The sequence below is a fragment of the Micromonospora echinaurantiaca genome, from assembly GCF_900090235.1.
Taxonomy (GTDB): Bacteria; Actinomycetota; Actinomycetes; order Mycobacteriales; family Micromonosporaceae; genus Micromonospora; species Micromonospora echinaurantiaca.
Genome location: NZ_LT607750.1, coordinates 6,711,303 through 6,726,200 on the forward strand (window position 1 = coordinate 6,711,303; position 14,898 = coordinate 6,726,200).

A 14,898-nucleotide genomic window follows, 5' to 3' on the forward strand; every position below is an offset into this window, starting at 1 on the left:
CCGGCCTTGTTAGGTTTCCGGCGTGACTCATCTCGACCGGTGCGACGAGGCCAGCCGGGCGTGGGTGACCGAGGCGATCGCCACCGTGGAGGCCGACGCCAACCGGTCCGCCGACACCCACCTGCTGCCCTTCCCGCTGCCCAGGGAGTGGGGCATCGACCTCTATCTCAAGGACGAGTCGGTGCACCCCACCGGCTCGCTGAAGCACCGGCTGGCCCGTTCGCTCTTCCTGTACGGGCTCTGCAACGGCTGGATCGGCCCGGAGACCACCATCGTGGAGGCCTCGTCCGGGTCGACGGCGGTCAGTGAGGCGTACTTCGCCCGGATGCTCGGGCTGCCGTTCATCGCGGTGATGCCGGCGTCCACCTCGCCGGAGAAGGTCGCCCAGATCGAGTTCCAGGGCGGCCGCTGCCATCTCGTCGAGGACCCGGCCCGGGTGGTCGTGGAGGCCCGCTGGCTGGCCGAGGACACCGGCGGGCACTTCATGGACCAGTTCACCTACGCCGAGCGGGCCACCGACTGGCGGGGCAACAACAACATCGCCGAGTCGATCTACGCGCAGCTCGCCCTGGAACGCCACCCGCTGCCGGCCTGGATCGTGGTGGGCGCGGGCACCGGCGGCACCAGCGCCACCATCGGCCGGTACGCCCGCTACCGCCGGCTGCCCACCAAGCTCTGCGTGGTCGACCCGGAGAACTCCGCGTTCTACCCGGCCTGGCAGGCGGCCGACTGGTCGATCCGCACCGGCCGGGGCTCCCGGATCGAGGGGATCGGCCGGCCGAGCGTGGAGCCGTCCTTCCTGCCCTCGGTGGTCGACCGGATGGTCCAGGTGCCGGACGCCGCGTCGCTGGCCGCCATGCGGGCCGCCTCGGCGGTGCTCGGCCGGCGGGTGGGCGGCTCGACCGGCACCAACCTCTGGGGCGCGTTCGGGCTGATCGCCGGGATGCTCGCCGACGGCCGGCAGGGCTCGGTGGTCACCCTGATCTGCGACGCCGGTGACCGGTACGCGGACACCTACTACGCCGACTCCTGGGTGGCCGCCCAGGGCCTCGACCTGGCGCCCCACCTGGCCACCGTCGACCGCTTCCTCACCACCGGCGCCTGGCCCGCCTGACCCACCCGCCCCCAGCGCCACCCCGCCCGCCAGGGCGCACGCCCGCCGGGGGCGCACGCCCGCCGGGGGCGCACGCCCGCCGGGGGCGCATGCCAGCCCGGGGCGCACGAACAGAGAAAGAGTGGCCATTCCGCGGAGAATGGCCACTCTTTCCGTGAACGAGCGGGGTCGTGGGCGGCGCGGGCGGCGGGGGTCAGGTGCCGGCGGAGCGCTCGGCGAGGCCGGGGTAGCGGAGCACGTAGCCGTTGGCGTCCAGCTCCAGGTCGGCGGTGAAGGTGTCGCTGGCGAAGCGGACCCGGCCCGGGCCGAGCGCGGTGTAGACCTGCTCGGCCGGGACCACCTGCAGGCCCGGCACCAGCACCCAGGCGACGGTGATCCGCCGCGCCGTGTCCGGCGGCGCGTCGGTCAGCCCGAGCCGGCGTACCGGCAGGATGTTGAAGAGCGCCGAGCCGCCGAGGTCGATGTCGAGCGCGTCGGCCAGCCGGTCCGGATCGTCGGTGCCGGGCAGCCCGGCCGGCGGGTGGCCGGCGGCGGTCAGCGCGCCGTCCAGGTCACCCTGCTCGGCGGTGGTCACCCGCCACCGGTCGGCCGCCCGTTCCAGGCGTACGCTGCGCAGCCAGCCCGCCCCCTCGACCTCGATCTCGAGCCGGGTGCTCGCCCACCCCTCGTCGGTGGCCAGCTGGTAGCGGCAGGTGTAGGGGATCGGGTCGACGGCCAGCTGGGTGCCCCGCGCGGTCAGCCCCCGGGTGTCGTCGAACCGGGCGTGCTCGGCGCCGGCGGTGTCCGTCCGGGTCCAGAAGAGCGACTTCGGCATGGTCGGCATGAGCCGGACGTTACGCGACCCGGCCCAGGTCGGCAGGGCATGCGGAAACGCCGCCCGAAGCTTCGGCTCCGGGCGGCGTTTCCGTTGCGTCGTACGGTCAGTGGGTACGCGCCGGCGGCCGGCCACCGTGGCCGCGCCGGTCGTCCCGCGGCCGGTCGTCCCGGCCCCGGCCCTCCGGCCGGAAGCCGCCCCGGTCGCCGTAGCGCCGCTCACCCTGCGACCGCTCACCGTGCCCCCGGCCGTCGGCCGGCCGGTCGCCGTAGCGGCGCTCGCCGTGCGGGCGGTCGGTGAACCGGCGCTCGCCCCGGTCGTCGAAGCCGCGGGCGCCGTAGCCGCGGCCGTCGGCCGGTCGGTCGCCGAAGCGGCGCTCGGCCCGCTCACCGTGGCCGTCGTTGAACCGCCGCTCGCCCTGCGGTCGGTCGCCGAAGCGGCGCTCGCCCCGGTCGTCGAAGCCGCGGGCGCCGTAGCCGCGGCCGTCGGCCGGTCGGTCGCCGTGGCGCCGACCGTCGCGCTCGCCGTAGCTCCGGCCGTCGGCCGGTCGGTCGCCGAAGCGGCGCTCGGCCCGCTCACCGTGGCCGTTGAACCGGCGCTCGGCCTGCGGCCGGTCGCCGTAGCGGCGCTCCGGCCGGCCGTCGCGGTCGGCGAAGCGGCGCGGGCCGCCGGGCCGGTCGCCGTGCCGGCGCGGCTGTTCGGGCTCGTCGCGCACCGGTACGCCGCTCGGCTCGCGGGCGCCGGTCAGCTCGGCGAGCGCCGGGTCGCCGGCCCGCACCCGGGTCTGCGCCGGCTCCACGCCGGCCTTCTCCAGCATGGCGAGGGTGGTCCGGCGCTGCTTGGGCAGGACCAGGGTGGCCACCGCGCCCGACTCGCCGGCCCGCGCGGTGCGCCCGGCCCGGTGCAGGTAGTCCTTCGGGTCCTTCGGCGGGTCGACGTGCAGCACCAGCGACACCCCGTCCACGTGGATGCCGCGGGCCGCCACGTCCGTGGCGACCAGCACGTTCATCCGGCCCTCGCGGAACTCGGCCAGGGTGCGGGTGCGCATCCGCTGGGTCTTGCCGCCGTGCAGCCCGCCGGCCCGTACGCCCACCGCGGCCAACTGCTCGACCAGCCGGTCCACGCCGAGCTGGGTGCGGGCGAAGACCATGGTCCGGCCCTCCCGGGCCGCGATCGACGCCGCCACCGGGAACTTGTCGTGCGGCGGGATCAGCAGCAGGTGGTGGTCCATGGTGGAGACGGCGGCGGTCGGCGGTGCGGTGGAGTGCGTGACCGGGTCGGTCATGAACCGCTTGACCAGCGCGTCCACGTCACCGTCCAGAGTGGCCGAGAAGAGCAGCCGCTGCGCGCCGGCCGGGGTCTTGGCCAGCAGCTCGGTGACCTCCGGCAGGAAGCCCATGTCGGCCATCTGGTCGGCCTCGTCGAGCACGGTGACCTCGACGTCGTCGAGGCGGCAGACGCCCCGCTCGATCAGGTCGCCGAGCCGCCCCGGTGTGGCCACGACGATCTCCACGCCGCGCCGCAGGGCGTCGATCTGCCGGTCGTACGGCACGCCGCCGACGGCGGTCTTGAGGAACACCCCGACCGCCTTGCCGAGCGGCAGCAGCGCGTCGTTGACCTGCATGGCCAGTTCCCGGGTCGGCACCAGGACCAGGGCCCGCGGGTGCAGCGGCCGGGCCCGTTCCCCGGCGGCGACCCGGGCGAGCACCGGCAGGCCGAAGGCGAGGGTCTTGCCGGAGCCGGTCTGGCCCCGGCCGAGGACGTCCCGGCCGGCCAGCGCGTCCGGCACGGTGGCGCGCTGGATCTCGAACGGGGCGGTGATGCCCTGCCGGGCGAGCGCGCGGACCAGCGGCTGGGCTAGCCCCAGCGCGGCGAAGTCGGAGGCCGGCGGAGCGTCGGCCGGCTCGGCGGCGGTCACCGGGGCGGTCACCGCGTCGGTCGGCTCGGCTGCGGTCACCGCGGCGGCCGGTTCGGTGGGATCTCCGGTGAGGGCGTTGAAGGCGGACGGAAACGTGCTGGGATCAGCAAAGGTGGTCAAGAAATGCCTTTCGAGCGGGGCGCATCTTCGCGATGGCCGGTCGCGGCTCACCGCCGCCGAATCGCTCGCAAGATCGCCCATGGGCGCGCAGGACGCGCGCCGGGTCAGTGATCTCCACAAGTGTACGGCGGAGCGACCGGCCCGCCAGGGTGACGCGGAGCCGTAGTGGGCGGGCTCACCATCGCCCCGGCAGCGGGGGTCAGTTGGTCAGGATGCCGCCCACCAGCCCGTCCATGACGTCGTTGGCGAGCAGCACGACCAGCACGCTGATCGCCACGAGCAGGCCCAGCGAGGCCGCCAGGACGATCACCACCCGGGTGTTGCTGGACCGTTCGGCAGCCGGCGAGTCGGCCCAGCCCTGGGCCAGGATGTGCCCGGTCAGCGAGCCGGAGTTCTCCAGCGGGTTGCCGGCGGGGAAGGAGACAGTGGTGAATCCCGGCCCGTCGGTGCCGGCGCCGTAGACCGTGCTGGCCAGGTCCGGCCCGCCGTCGTACCGGCCGGGCTGCCCGGGGGCGCTGACCGGGCTGGTGGCCGACCAGCCGGCGGCACCGGCGGGCGTCGCCGGCTCCGGCCCGCTGGCCCGGTCGTTCCGCCGGTCGGCGGGGGCGGCCGGCGGCGGCCAGGCCGGCAGCGCCGGCGCGGGCACCACGGGCGGTACCGGCGCCACGGCGGGCGGCCCGGGAACCGACGGCGGGGCCGGTGATCCGGCGGCCGGTGGTGCGGACACCGGCGGCGGCGTGGCGGGCCGGCCGTAGGGCGGCGCGACGGTGACCGGCGCGGCGGCCGGCGGTGCGGGCGGATCCGGCATCGGTACCGGTGGTGCGGAGGTGGGCGCGCCGCCGGCCGGCGCCGCGGAGCCGGGTGACGTCGGGACTCGCGCGGCACCCCGCGGGGCCGGTCCGGCGACCGGGGCGCTCGCCCGGGCGGTGAAGACCGGCGACTGCCCCGGTGCGGCGGCGGTGGCCGGCGGTGGGGGGAACGGCGGGGCCGGCATCGGACCGGGTGGCGGCGGAGGCGGCGGCACCGGCGGGCCAGGCGGCGGGGCCGGCGGCCCGGGCGGTGGCAGGGGACCGGGCGGGGTCGGTCCCGGCTTCGGCGGCACCGGGCCGGGCGGATAGGGCCCGGGGGTCGGCGGCGTCGGGTGCGGCACGGGTGGGGCCGGTGCGGGCGGGGTCGGCCCGGGCACCGGCGGCACGGGCGCGGGTGCCGGTTCCGGCTCGGGGGTGGGCGGCTTCGGGGGCTGGGCCGGCTCCGGCGGCTGGGCGGGCTCCGGCGGTTCCGGGTTGACCGGCGCGGCCTGGTAGACCTTCGCCGTGCCGGCGCGGGCACCGGCTGGCAGGTCCGCCTCGCCGGCCGCGACCCGGCTGGCTCCGGGTACGGCCGCGCTGGCCCGGGCCGGGGCGCCGGCGCGCTGGCCCGGCACGGCGGGCGTGCCCGGGTTGACCGACGCGGTGGCCCGGTAGGTGCCGGCGGCCCCCACGCCGCTGGGCGACGGGCCGGCCCCCGGCGGGGCGACGGCGCCGGCGACGCTCACCCGCGCGCTCGCCCGGGCGACACCGCCCGCCACCGCCCCGGCACCGACCCGATCGGCCTGGTCCGGCGCGTCCTCAGCCGGCTCGGTCCCGTCCACGGCCCCCGGCTCGGCGTCTTGAAGTGCGGTCGGCGCAACCACTGCGGGGGCCGGGTCGGCCTTGGCAGCGGTCGGCGCGGCTTCCTCGGAGGTGGCCCGCTCCGCCATGTCGGTGACGGCCGGCTCGGCCGCGGTCGGCGCAACCTGTGCGGGGGGCGGGTCGGCCTTGCTGACGGTCGGCGCGACCGCCCCGTCCACGGCCGCCGGCTCGGCGTCGTCGACCGCGGCCGGGTCGGCCTCCTCGACGTCGGCGGGGTCGACCTGGCCGGTGGTCGGGGCGCCCTCGGTGGCCTGCTCGGCGCCGGCCGGCCGCTCGTCGGGCTCACGCTGGACGGGTATCCCGTCGTCGGTACCGGTCGGGTCGTTCCCGGTCGTTGCGGCGGCGGCCTGGTCGGTGGCGGGCGGCCCGGCCGACTTCCGCGCCGTCGTCTCGGCCCGCTCGGCCGGGGCCGGGGCGTCGTCGACCGGCTCCGCCGGAACCTGCTGATCGGCCATGTGCCCGCCCTCCGCGCCACGCTCGCGCCCGGATCCGCGGCGAGGGGTCCGGGCGTGCCTGAGTGTCACCGTGCCACATTCCGCCCCGACCGCACAGCCGGAGTCCGTACCGCGCCGGTAGGCGCCCGCGTCGCCCGCCGGGTCGGTGGTGGAGCGCTGGCTCAGTTACCCGCGCTGGGGCTCGCCGAACCGCTCGTCGTGCTGCCGCTGGGCTCCGCCTCGCGGCTGGGCTCCGCGTCGCCGCTGGACGAGGCGCTGGCGCTGGCCGGCGCCGAGGTGGTCGCGTCGTCGGCGGGGGTGGACTCCGTCGGCGAGCCGGTGGCGCTCGGCGAGGTGCTGCCGGTGGGCGTCGGGGTCGGCGACGGGCTGGTCGGCGTCGGCCGCGGCGGAAGGGTCGGCTCGGTGGTCTTCGGGGGCTTCGACTGGGTCGGCGTCGGCTTCGGGGTGGCCGGCTTGCTGGGGGTCGGGCTGGGGGAGGTGGTCGGCGCGGGCACCGCACCGATCACCCGGGTGGCCGCGTACAGGCGGGACCAGCGGACCGTGGAGATCTTGACGACGTCGCCGGTGGTCGGGGCGTGCACCATCTTGCCGCCACCGATGTACATGCCCACGTGGTGGATGCTCGTCCAGCTGCTGCCCGAGGCGAAGAAGAGCAGGTCGCCGGGGAGCAGCGCGGTACGGGCCACGGTGCGGGAGCGGGTCGCGTAGTACTGGTCGCGGGAGACCCGGGGTAGGGCCTTGTAGCCCGCCGAGCGGTACGCGGCCCACATCAGCCCGGAGCAGTCGAACCGGTCCGGCCCCTCGGCCGCCCAGAGGTAGGGGTCGCCGAGCTGCGCCTTGGCGTACGCCACCGCGGCCAGCGCCGACGGGTGCGCGGCCAGCCCGTCGACCGTCTCGTTGGCGAGGTAGCCCGCGCCGAGCCGCTGCTCGGCCGCTTCCTGCTGCCGCTCCAGCTCGATCAGCTGCGCGGAGTTGTCCTTGCGCAGCTTGAGCAGCTTGGCCTCTTCGGCGCGGAGGGACTGCTCGGTGGTGGTGAACTCCTGCTGGGCGCCGCGGGCCCGGGAGTCGGCCGCCAGCCAGGCCTGGTAGGCGACCTGCTCGCCGGTGCGCGCCCGGGACAGCTCGCCGGCCGCGGCGGTGGTGCCGCCCTCGGTCTTCTCCCCCCGGGTGATCCGGGAGAGCCGGTTCAGGTCGTGCAGGTCGCCGGCGAACCCGCCGGGCGGCAGGGCCGCGGCGGCCTTGAACGCGTCCGCCGCGGCGGCGTCCGCGCCCTGCTGGGCCCGGGCGAGCGCGTCCCGGGCGAGGTCGAGATCCCGCTTGGCCGTGGCCAGCTGGGTGTCCGCCTCGGTGCGCTTCTGCCGCAGCAGCAGCAACTGGTCACCGAGCTGGCCGACCCGCACCTCGGCGGCGTAGATCTGGCTGGCCAGCGGACCGTTGCCCAGGTTGGACACCGGCGCGCCGGGAGCGCCGGGCAGGCCGGGAACGGGCGCGCCGCCGGGCAGCCGCAGCGCCCCGGTGTACGTCGGGCGGGCGCCGCTGTCCGGGACGGTGGTGGGCAGCCCGGGCTCCGCGTACGACGGGCTGGCCAGGACCGCGGCGGCGACGGCGCCGAGCAGGGCGGACCAGAGCGCCGGCCGTAGCACCGGTGAGACCACCGGGCGCCCCCGTCGTCCGTGTCGCCGCCCGCGCCCGCTGTCGACCATTCCGCTCCCCGTCCGGTACCGTCCCCGCGCCCGGTGGGGCGCGGCCGTGCGTGCGGACGCTACCAGTGTGTGTCCGCGTCCCAATCTGTCTTACCGCACGGAGACAGCGATGTCGATGCGTCGTCAGGTAACGGCCGGCTGAGAGTTCGGTGAGCGGGGGCACCCGGCGCCGACCGTGCCGACGGCGACCCGTCGCGGGCGACGTAGGCTCGGTCCCGGACCGCAGGTGGAAGGGGACGTGGCTGTCGATGGACGCCGGACTCAAGCGTGAGCTCGAAGCGAAGGTGTACGCCGGGGAGCGGCTGACCCGGGAGGATGGCATCGCCCTCTACGACAGCGACGACCTGACCTGGCTGGGGCGGCTGGCGCACCACCGGCGCACGGAGCTGAACGGCGACCGGGTGATGTTCAACGTCAACCGGCACCTGAACCTGACCAACGTCTGCTCCGCCTCCTGCGCGTACTGCTCGTTCCAGCGCAAGCCGGGCGAGAAGGACGCGTACACGATGCGCATCGACGAGGCGGTCCGCAAGGCCAAGGAGATGGAGGACGAGCAGCTCACCGAGCTGCACATCGTCAACGGCCTGCACCCGACGCTGCCCTGGCGCTACTACCCGAAGGTGCTGCGCGAGCTGAAGGCCGCCCTGCCGAACGTCAAGCTGAAGGCGTTCACCGCGACCGAGGTGCAGTGGTTCGAGAAGATCAGCGGGCTGACCGCGGACGAGATCCTCGACGAGCTGATGGACGCCGGCCTGGAGTCGCTGACCGGCGGCGGTGCGGAGATCTTCGACTGGGAGGTCCGGCAGCACATCGTCGACCACGCCTGCCACTGGGAGGACTGGTCGCGGATCCACCGGCTGGCCCACTCGAAGGGCATGAAGACCCCGTCGACCATGCTCTACGGGCACATCGAGGAGCCCCGGCACCGGGTCGACCACGTGCTGCGGCTGCGGGAGCTCCAGGACGAGACCGGCGGCTTCGTGGTCTTCATCCCGCTGCGCTACCAGCACGACTTCGTCGACTCGGCGGACGGCAAGGTCCGCAACCGGATCCAGGAGCGGACCACGATGGCCTCGCCGGCGGAGTCGCTGAAGACCTTCGCGGTCTCCCGGCTGCTGTTCGACAACGTCCCGCACGTGAAGTGCTTCTGGGTGATGCACGGGCTGTCGGTCGCCCAGCTCTCGCTCAACTTCGGCGCGGACGACCTGGACGGCTCGGTGGTGGAATACAAGATCACCCATGACGCGGACGCGTACGGCACCCCGAACACCATGCACCGGGACGACCTGCTGCACCTGATCTGGGACGCCGGCTTCCGGCCGGTGGAGCGGAACACCCGCTACGAGGTGGTCCGCGAGTACGACGCGGCGCCGTCGCTGGCGCAGCGCCGTGCCGAGCCGCAGCGGGTCTGGGCCTGAGCCGGCACGTACCCTCGTAGGACCATGACCGAGCAGCAGAGCGGCTTCCCCCGGCGCGACGCCGAGGGCCGCATCCGTACCCTGGGCGACCTGGTCGGGGTGGCCCTGGCCGGCCTGGTCATCGGCGTGCTGGCGCTGGTGCTCTTCGACTGGGCGTTCGCGCTGGTGGGCAGCGGCGACTTCGGCCGCGCCAACGGCTGGCTGGCGGTGATCCTGCCGGCCTGGCTGTTCTGGGACGATTTCCGGGCCTGGCAGTTCGGCGCGGCCCGGGTGGTGGCGGCGCTGCTGGCCGCCGCGGTCGGGGTGGTCGCCGGGCTGGTGGTGGCCGGCCTGGTCGCCGGCCTGCCCCCGCTGGCGTCCGGCGCGCTGGCCGCGACGGCGTTCACGCTCTGCTACGCGGTGGTGTGGTTCCCGGGCGTGCGCTGGCTGGCCCGCCGCACGGGCTGAGGCTCCGCCGGTGATCCCGGCGGGCGGAGAAGGAGTGGACAGAGTGAGCGCGAGGAGTGCGCGGGCCCGGCGGTCGCGAACCGAGGTTCTGCCGTGAGCGCGGCGGTCAAGTACACGCTGGGCCGGATCGGCCTGTTCGTGCTCGTGCTGGCGGCGCTCTGGCCGGTCGACATGAACGTCTTCCTGAAGCTGATGGTGGCGCTCGCCTTCTCCGCCGCGGCCTCCTTCTTCCTGCTGCGCGGCTGGCGTGACGAGATGGCCGAGGAGATGGCCGCCGCCGCCGAGCGCCGCCGCGCCGAGAAGGAGCGCCTCCGCTCCGCCCTCGCCGGCGAGGACCAGCCGGACGACTCCGCCGACCGTCCCGACTCCAAGTGACCAGGAGGTTCGCGTCGCCCGGACGGACCGGGACGACGCGAACCCCCTGATCGACGGGCGGGACCCGCCGGGATCGGGTCAGGTCACCAGTTGGTGGAGCCGGCGACCGTGGGCCAGGGCAGACGTTCCGGCTTGATCAGGTAGACCACGCCGCCGGAGCCGCCGGACACCCCGCCGCTGGCGTTGATCCGCTTGGTCCGCAGCCAGATCTGCTCGAACTGCTTGCGGGAGTACACGTTGCGGACCACGTCGTTGCTGGACGACGCGGGGTCGTTGACGATCACGTCGCCGTCGGCGGTGAAGCCGACCACCACGAAGAGGTGCCCCGAGGTGCCGTAGTTCGCCCCGTCCAGCTCGCTGGCGAGGAAGGACTGGCTGGTCACCACCGGGATACCGGCGGCGATGAAGCGCTCCAGCTCGTCCAGCGAGTGCAGCCGGGTGACCCGCCCCTCCAGGCCGGGGTAGCTGGCCGCGTACGCGGTGTTGAACGGCCAGTTGCCGGCGCCGTCGTAGGCGTAGTCGTAGACCATCCGGGCGGCGTGGTTGACGGTCGGGTCCGGGTAGGTCGGGTCGACCCAGGCGGTGTCCTCCTCGGACGCCTTCCGGCCCCAGTACTCGATCACCATCGTGGTGGAGGTGGGGGAGCACCAGGCCTGGCCGCCGCCGTCGTACTCGGGGTAGTGGCCGGTGTGGACGTTCTGCGAGTAGCGCGGCACCGGCAGTTCGACGCCCCAGGCGATCCCGCCGGCGCTCGGCTCGACGGTGAACCGGTCCGGCACGGTGGAGCTCATCGCGCCCAGCGTGCGGACCTTCGGCGCGGCCTGCTGGCCGGGCGCCCGGTAGAGGGTGACCCGCAGCTGGTACGCCCGCAGCAGCACCCCGGCCGCGGCGTCGTCGATGCTGAAGGTGTCGGTCCAGATGGTCGACCAGGGGTCGCCCTGCCGGTTCACGGTGGTGCGCTTGATGTCGGCGTCGCCCTCGGCCCACCGGCCCATCACGTACCACGGGGTCTGGCCGCCGGTGTTGTACGTGCCCTGCAGCTCGACCTGGATCCAGGTGCCGGCCGGGGTGTCCGCGTTCCACGAGGCGATCAGCTCGGTGGCGTCGAACCCGACCTGGGTCAGCGGGGAGGTCCAGGTGGCGTACTCCCAGCTCCGGGTGGTGCCGGTGTGCGGGTCGGTGTAGTCGGTGGTGCCGGCCGGCCGGGCCAGGGTGAGGCCCGGGTGCGCGCCGGGCACCGCCCGGGTGCCGGCGTGGGTGCCCCGACGCCAGTCGGGATACCGCGACCACTCGTGGAAGGTGATCTGCTCGTCGTGCACCACCGGCCGGCCGGCCGGGGCCGCGACCGGCGCGGCGCCGACGGGTGCCGTCGTGCCGAGGAGGGCGAGCGCGGTGACCCCGGCGAGGGTGGCCGCGCGTAGACGTCTTCTGGGCATCGCTACTCCACAGGGAAGGAGGTGGGGCATCGTTGCCGGTCAGTGTCCCGCCTGCAAGGAAGTTTCGCCATAGGTCGGGAGTTGGAAAATCCTTGCCAGTGTGAGGATCCGGTTGGCATGGACCAAACAGCGATGAATATTGATATGACCATGTGGCTGGTGGTGGAGTGTCCCCCACCGAGCGGGATCTCCCGCCCTCCGAGGAGGTTGTCCATGGCCTTCCGCACCACAACCCCGCGCCGCCGGCTGGCGCTCGCCGTCGCCGTCGGGTTCGGACTGCTCACCGTGGCCGCCGCACCGGCCTCCGCCCGGCCGGACCCGGGCCGCGACGCCGGATCGGCCGCCACGTCCTACCGGGTGCTCGGCCCGCGTACCGTGGCGGACCGCACAGCGGTCGCCGGCACCGGCGCCGCGATCGACTACGTCGAGCACGGCGTGCTCAACGTCTCGGCCACCCCGGCCGAGGCGGCCGCCATCACCCGGCTCGGCTTCCGGCTGGAGGCGGTCCCGGCTCCGTCGGCCGACGGCCACAGCCACGGCGAGGGGAACGTCGGCACGGCGGCCTTCCCGCCGGCCGACTCGAACTACCACGACTACGCCGAGCTGACAGCGGTGGTGAACCAGGTGGTCGCCGACCACCCGGCCATCGCCCGGAAGATCAGCATCGGCAGCTCGTACGAGGGCCGGGACCTGATGGCGGTGAAGATCTCCGACAACGTCGGCACCGACGAGAGCGAGCCGGAGATCCTGTTCAACGCGCAGCAGCACGCCCGCGAGCACCTCACCGTGGAGATGGCGATCTACCTGCTCAACCTCTTCACCGACAGCTACGGCTCGGACTCCCGGGTGACCGGCATCGTCAACAGCCGGGAGATCTGGATCGTCCCGACGGTGAACCCGGACGGCAGCGAGTACGACATCGCCACCGGCTCCTACCGGTCCTGGCGCAAGAACCGGCAGCCGAACAGCGGCTCGTCCTACGTGGGCACCGACCTGAACCGCAACTGGTCCTACCAGTGGGGCTGCTGCGGCGGGTCGTCCGGCTCCACCTCGTCGGAAACCTACCGTGGCCCGTCGGCGTTCTCCGCCCCGGAGACCCGGGCGCTGCGCGACTTCGTCAACAGCCGGGTGGTCGGCGCGGTGCAGCAGATCAAGGCCAACATCGACTTCCACACCTACTCCCAGCTGGTGCTCTGGCCGTTCGGCTACACGTACAGCAACACCACCACCGGGATGACCGCTGACCAGTACAACACCTTCGCCACGCTGGGCCAGCAGATGGCGAACACCAACGGCTACACCCCGCAGCAGTCCAGCGACCTCTACATCACCGACGGCGACAGCATCGACTGGATGTGGGGCGCCCACGGCATCTGGGCGTACACCTTCGAGATGTACCCGGGCTCGGCGTCCGGGGGCGGCTTCTACCCGCCGGACGAGGTGATCCCGACCCAGACCTCGCGTAACCGGGAGGCGGTGCTGCTGCTCAGCGAGTACGCGGACTGCCCGTACCGGGTGATCGGCAAGCAGGCGCAGTACTGCGGCGGTGGCGGCGGCACCACTGTCTGGTCGGACACCTTCGAGACCGCTACCGGGTGGACCATCAACCCGAACGGCACCGACACCGCGACCACCGGTGCCTGGGAGCGGGGCGCCGCCCAGGCGACCACCTCCAGCGGCGCCAAGCAGCTCACCCCGTACGCCGGCAGCAACGACCTGGTCACCGGCCGGCTGGCCGGCACCGGGGCGGGTGACTACGACATCGACGGCGGCGTGACCAGCGCCCGGTCGCCGGCGGTGACCCTGCCGTCCGCCGGCACGCTGACCCTTTCGCTGGCCTGGTACCTGGCGCACGGGTCGAACGCCTCGTCGGCCGACTACCTCCGGGTCAGCGTGGTGCACAACGGCGGCACCACGGCCCTGTTCACCCAGTCCGGGGCGGCCACCAACCGCAACGGCTCCTGGGCGGTGGCGAACCTGAACCTCACCCCGTACGCCGGGCAGTCGGTGCGGATCGTGGTCGAGGCGGCGGACGCCTCCGGCGCGAGCCTGGTCGAGGCGGCTGTGGACAACGTCACCATCACCAGCTCCTGACCGGTGGGGCCCCGTTCCGCCCCCGACGGGGCCCCACCCACCAGCCCGATCCAGGACATATCGCCGCCGGACGGTCGCCGGTGACCCGCCGCACCGCGGGTCGACGGCCGTCCGGCGGCGATCGTCCGTAGGGGCACGTCCGGGCGGTGCGCTACCGTCTTACCGACCATCTCGCAGCGAAGCCGGTGTGAAACCGGCGCTGTCCCGCAACTGTGATGCCCCGCGCGGCGTCACCGGCCCCGGCCGGTGCCCGACGCGCGGTGGACGAGCCAGGTCGCCTGCGGGTGGTCGCGATCCGCGCTCTCGAGGAAGGGCGCCTCGCGGACGGGCGCACGGGGTCCCTGTCGGCGAAGCACCACGCTCCTCGACCGACAGGAGGACAGATGTCCAGACGTATCCCCCGGCTGTTCGCCGCGACCCTCGCGGTCGCCGCGCTCGCCCTCGGCGCCTGCGCCGAGAAGACCTCCGACACCCCCGCCGCCGGCGGCAGCAGCGGCGCCGCGGCCGCCGCCTTCCCGGTCACGGTCGGCGACCTCACCCTGGAGAAGCGGCCCGAGAAGATCGTGTCGCTCTCCGCCTCGGCCACCGAGATGCTCTACGCGATCGGCGCCGGCCCGCAGGTCACCGCCGTTGACGACAACTCGAACTACCCGCCGGACGCGCCGAAGACCGACCTGTCCGGCTTCTCGCCGAACGCCGAGGCGATCGCCGGCCGGAGCCCCGACCTGGTGGTGCTCTCCGACGACCGCAACAAGATCGTCGAGCAGCTCGGCACCCTGAAGATCCCGGTGTACATCACCCCGGCGGCGACCACGCTGGACGACTCGTACCGGCAGCTCACCGAGCTGGGCGCGCTCACCGGCCACCCGGCCGAGGCGGCCGACGTCACCAAGCGGATGAAGGACGACATCGCCAAGCTGGTCGCCGGCCTGCCGCAGCGCACCGAGAAGCTGACCTACTACCACGAGCTCGGTCCGGAGCTGTACACCGCGACCAGCAAGACCTTCATCGGCTCGCTCTACGCGATGGCCGGCCTGGAGAACATCGCCGACCCGGCGGACGCGGACGGCAAGAACGGCGGTTACCCGCAGCTGTCCCAGGAGGTGATCGTCAAGGCGGACCCGGACTTCGTCTTCCTCGCCGACACCAAGTGCTGCCAGCAGAGCGCCGAGACGGTCAAGGGCCGCGCCGGCTGGGCCGGGATCACCGCGGTCAAGAACAACCAGGTCGTCGGGCTGGACGACGACATCGCCTCGCGCTGGGGCCCGCGGGTGGTGGACCTGCTCCGGGCCATCATCGACGCGGTCGCCAAGGCGCCGGCGTGACCTGCCGAT

Annotated in this window: 11 protein-coding genes and 1 riboswitch; of the genes, 6 read left to right on the plus strand and 5 right to left on the minus strand. The window is 74.4% G+C overall.

Annotated features, from left to right (window positions below; genetic code table 11):
* Positions 1-22: 22 nt before the first annotated feature.
* Positions 23-1,114, plus strand: a complete 1,092-nt coding sequence (gene cds1, locus GA0070609_RS30530) for an L-cysteine desulfhydrase Cds1 (protein ID WP_088996987.1) — start codon at positions 23-25, stop codon at positions 1,112-1,114.
* Between the two features lie 193 nt (positions 1,115-1,307).
* Here the strand turns inward: cds1 and GA0070609_RS30535 are convergent, their stop codons facing one another.
* The 4 genes from GA0070609_RS30535 to GA0070609_RS30550 form a co-directional block, all read right to left on the minus strand.
* Positions 1,308-1,937 (minus strand): putative glycolipid-binding domain-containing protein, encoded by a 630-nt coding sequence (locus GA0070609_RS30535; protein WP_231928464.1) that lies wholly within the window; start codon positions 1,935-1,937, stop codon positions 1,308-1,310.
* A 97-nt stretch (positions 1,938-2,034) separates the two neighbouring features.
* Positions 2,035-3,966 (minus strand): DEAD/DEAH box helicase, encoded by a 1,932-nt coding sequence (locus GA0070609_RS30540; protein ID WP_231928465.1) that lies wholly within the window; start codon positions 3,964-3,966, stop codon positions 2,035-2,037.
* A 199-nt stretch (positions 3,967-4,165) separates the two neighbouring features.
* Positions 4,166-6,091: a hypothetical protein gene (locus GA0070609_RS34675; protein ID WP_088996988.1), complete on the minus strand. Its 1,926-nt coding sequence runs from the start codon at positions 6,089-6,091 to the stop codon at positions 4,166-4,168.
* A 161-nt stretch (positions 6,092-6,252) separates the two neighbouring features.
* Positions 6,253-7,794: a C40 family peptidase gene (locus GA0070609_RS30550; RefSeq protein ID WP_088996989.1), complete on the minus strand. Its 1,542-nt coding sequence runs from the start codon at positions 7,792-7,794 to the stop codon at positions 6,253-6,255.
* 248 nt (positions 7,795-8,042) lie between these two features.
* Here GA0070609_RS30550 and mqnE point away from each other — a divergent pair, with 248 nt between their 5' ends.
* The 3 genes from mqnE to GA0070609_RS30565 all read left to right on the plus strand — a co-directional run bounded on the left by mqnE (position 8,043) and on the right by GA0070609_RS30565 (position 10,034).
* Positions 8,043-9,212 carry an aminofutalosine synthase MqnE gene (mqnE, locus tag GA0070609_RS30555; RefSeq protein ID WP_088996990.1) on the plus strand — a complete coding sequence of 390 codons (1,170 nt, stop codon included), beginning with the start codon at positions 8,043-8,045 and terminating at the stop codon, positions 9,210-9,212.
* A 24-nt stretch (positions 9,213-9,236) separates the two neighbouring features.
* Positions 9,237-9,659: a hypothetical protein gene (locus GA0070609_RS30560; protein ID WP_088996991.1), complete on the plus strand. Its 423-nt coding sequence runs from the start codon at positions 9,237-9,239 to the stop codon at positions 9,657-9,659.
* 93 nt (positions 9,660-9,752) lie between these two features.
* The gene (locus GA0070609_RS30565; RefSeq protein ID WP_088996992.1) at positions 9,753-10,034 is read left to right on the plus strand and encodes a DUF4229 domain-containing protein; all 282 of its coding nucleotides are present in this window, start codon (positions 9,753-9,755) and stop codon (positions 10,032-10,034) included.
* An 83-nt stretch (positions 10,035-10,117) separates the two neighbouring features.
* Here GA0070609_RS30565 and GA0070609_RS30570 read toward each other — a convergent pair whose 3' ends face one another.
* Positions 10,118-11,470, minus strand: a complete 1,353-nt coding sequence (locus tag GA0070609_RS30570; RefSeq protein ID WP_088996993.1) for a C39 family peptidase — start codon at positions 11,468-11,470, stop codon at positions 10,118-10,120.
* A gap of 213 nt (positions 11,471-11,683) precedes the next feature.
* Between GA0070609_RS30570 and GA0070609_RS30575 the strand changes: the two genes are divergently transcribed.
* A complete protein-coding gene (locus GA0070609_RS30575) occupies positions 11,684-13,564 on the plus strand; it encodes a M14 family zinc carboxypeptidase (protein WP_088996994.1) in 1,881 nt (626 codons plus the stop codon).
* 181 nt (positions 13,565-13,745) lie between these two features.
* A riboswitch (cobalamin riboswitch) is annotated at positions 13,746-13,838 on the plus strand.
* 109 nt (positions 13,839-13,947) lie between these two features.
* Positions 13,948-14,889 carry an ABC transporter substrate-binding protein gene (locus GA0070609_RS30580; protein ID WP_088996995.1) on the plus strand — a complete coding sequence of 314 codons (942 nt, stop codon included), beginning with the start codon at positions 13,948-13,950 and terminating at the stop codon, positions 14,887-14,889.
* Positions 14,890-14,898 lie beyond the last annotated feature (9 nt).

Excerpts from the sequence above, each read along its gene's own strand:
- GA0070609_RS30535 (WP_231928464.1), bottom strand. The coding sequence starts at position 1,937 with ATGCCGACCATGCCGAAGTCGCTCTTCTGGACCCGGACGGACACCGCC.
- GA0070609_RS34675 (WP_088996988.1), bottom strand. The coding sequence starts at position 6,091 with ATGGCCGATCAGCAGGTTCCGGCGGAGCCGGTCGACGACGCCCCGGCC.
- GA0070609_RS30550 (WP_088996989.1), bottom strand. The coding sequence starts at position 7,794 with ATGGTCGACAGCGGGCGCGGGCGGCGACACGGACGACGGGGGCGCCCG.
- mqnE (WP_088996990.1), top strand. The coding sequence starts at position 8,043 with ATGGACGCCGGACTCAAGCGTGAGCTCGAAGCGAAGGTGTACGCCGGG.
- GA0070609_RS30560 (WP_088996991.1), top strand. The coding sequence starts at position 9,237 with ATGACCGAGCAGCAGAGCGGCTTCCCCCGGCGCGACGCCGAGGGCCGC.
- GA0070609_RS30570 (WP_088996993.1), bottom strand. The coding sequence starts at position 11,470 with ATGCCCAGAAGACGTCTACGCGCGGCCACCCTCGCCGGGGTCACCGCG.
- GA0070609_RS30575 (WP_088996994.1), top strand. The coding sequence starts at position 11,684 with ATGGCCTTCCGCACCACAACCCCGCGCCGCCGGCTGGCGCTCGCCGTC.
- GA0070609_RS30580 (WP_088996995.1), top strand. The coding sequence starts at position 13,948 with ATGTCCAGACGTATCCCCCGGCTGTTCGCCGCGACCCTCGCGGTCGCC.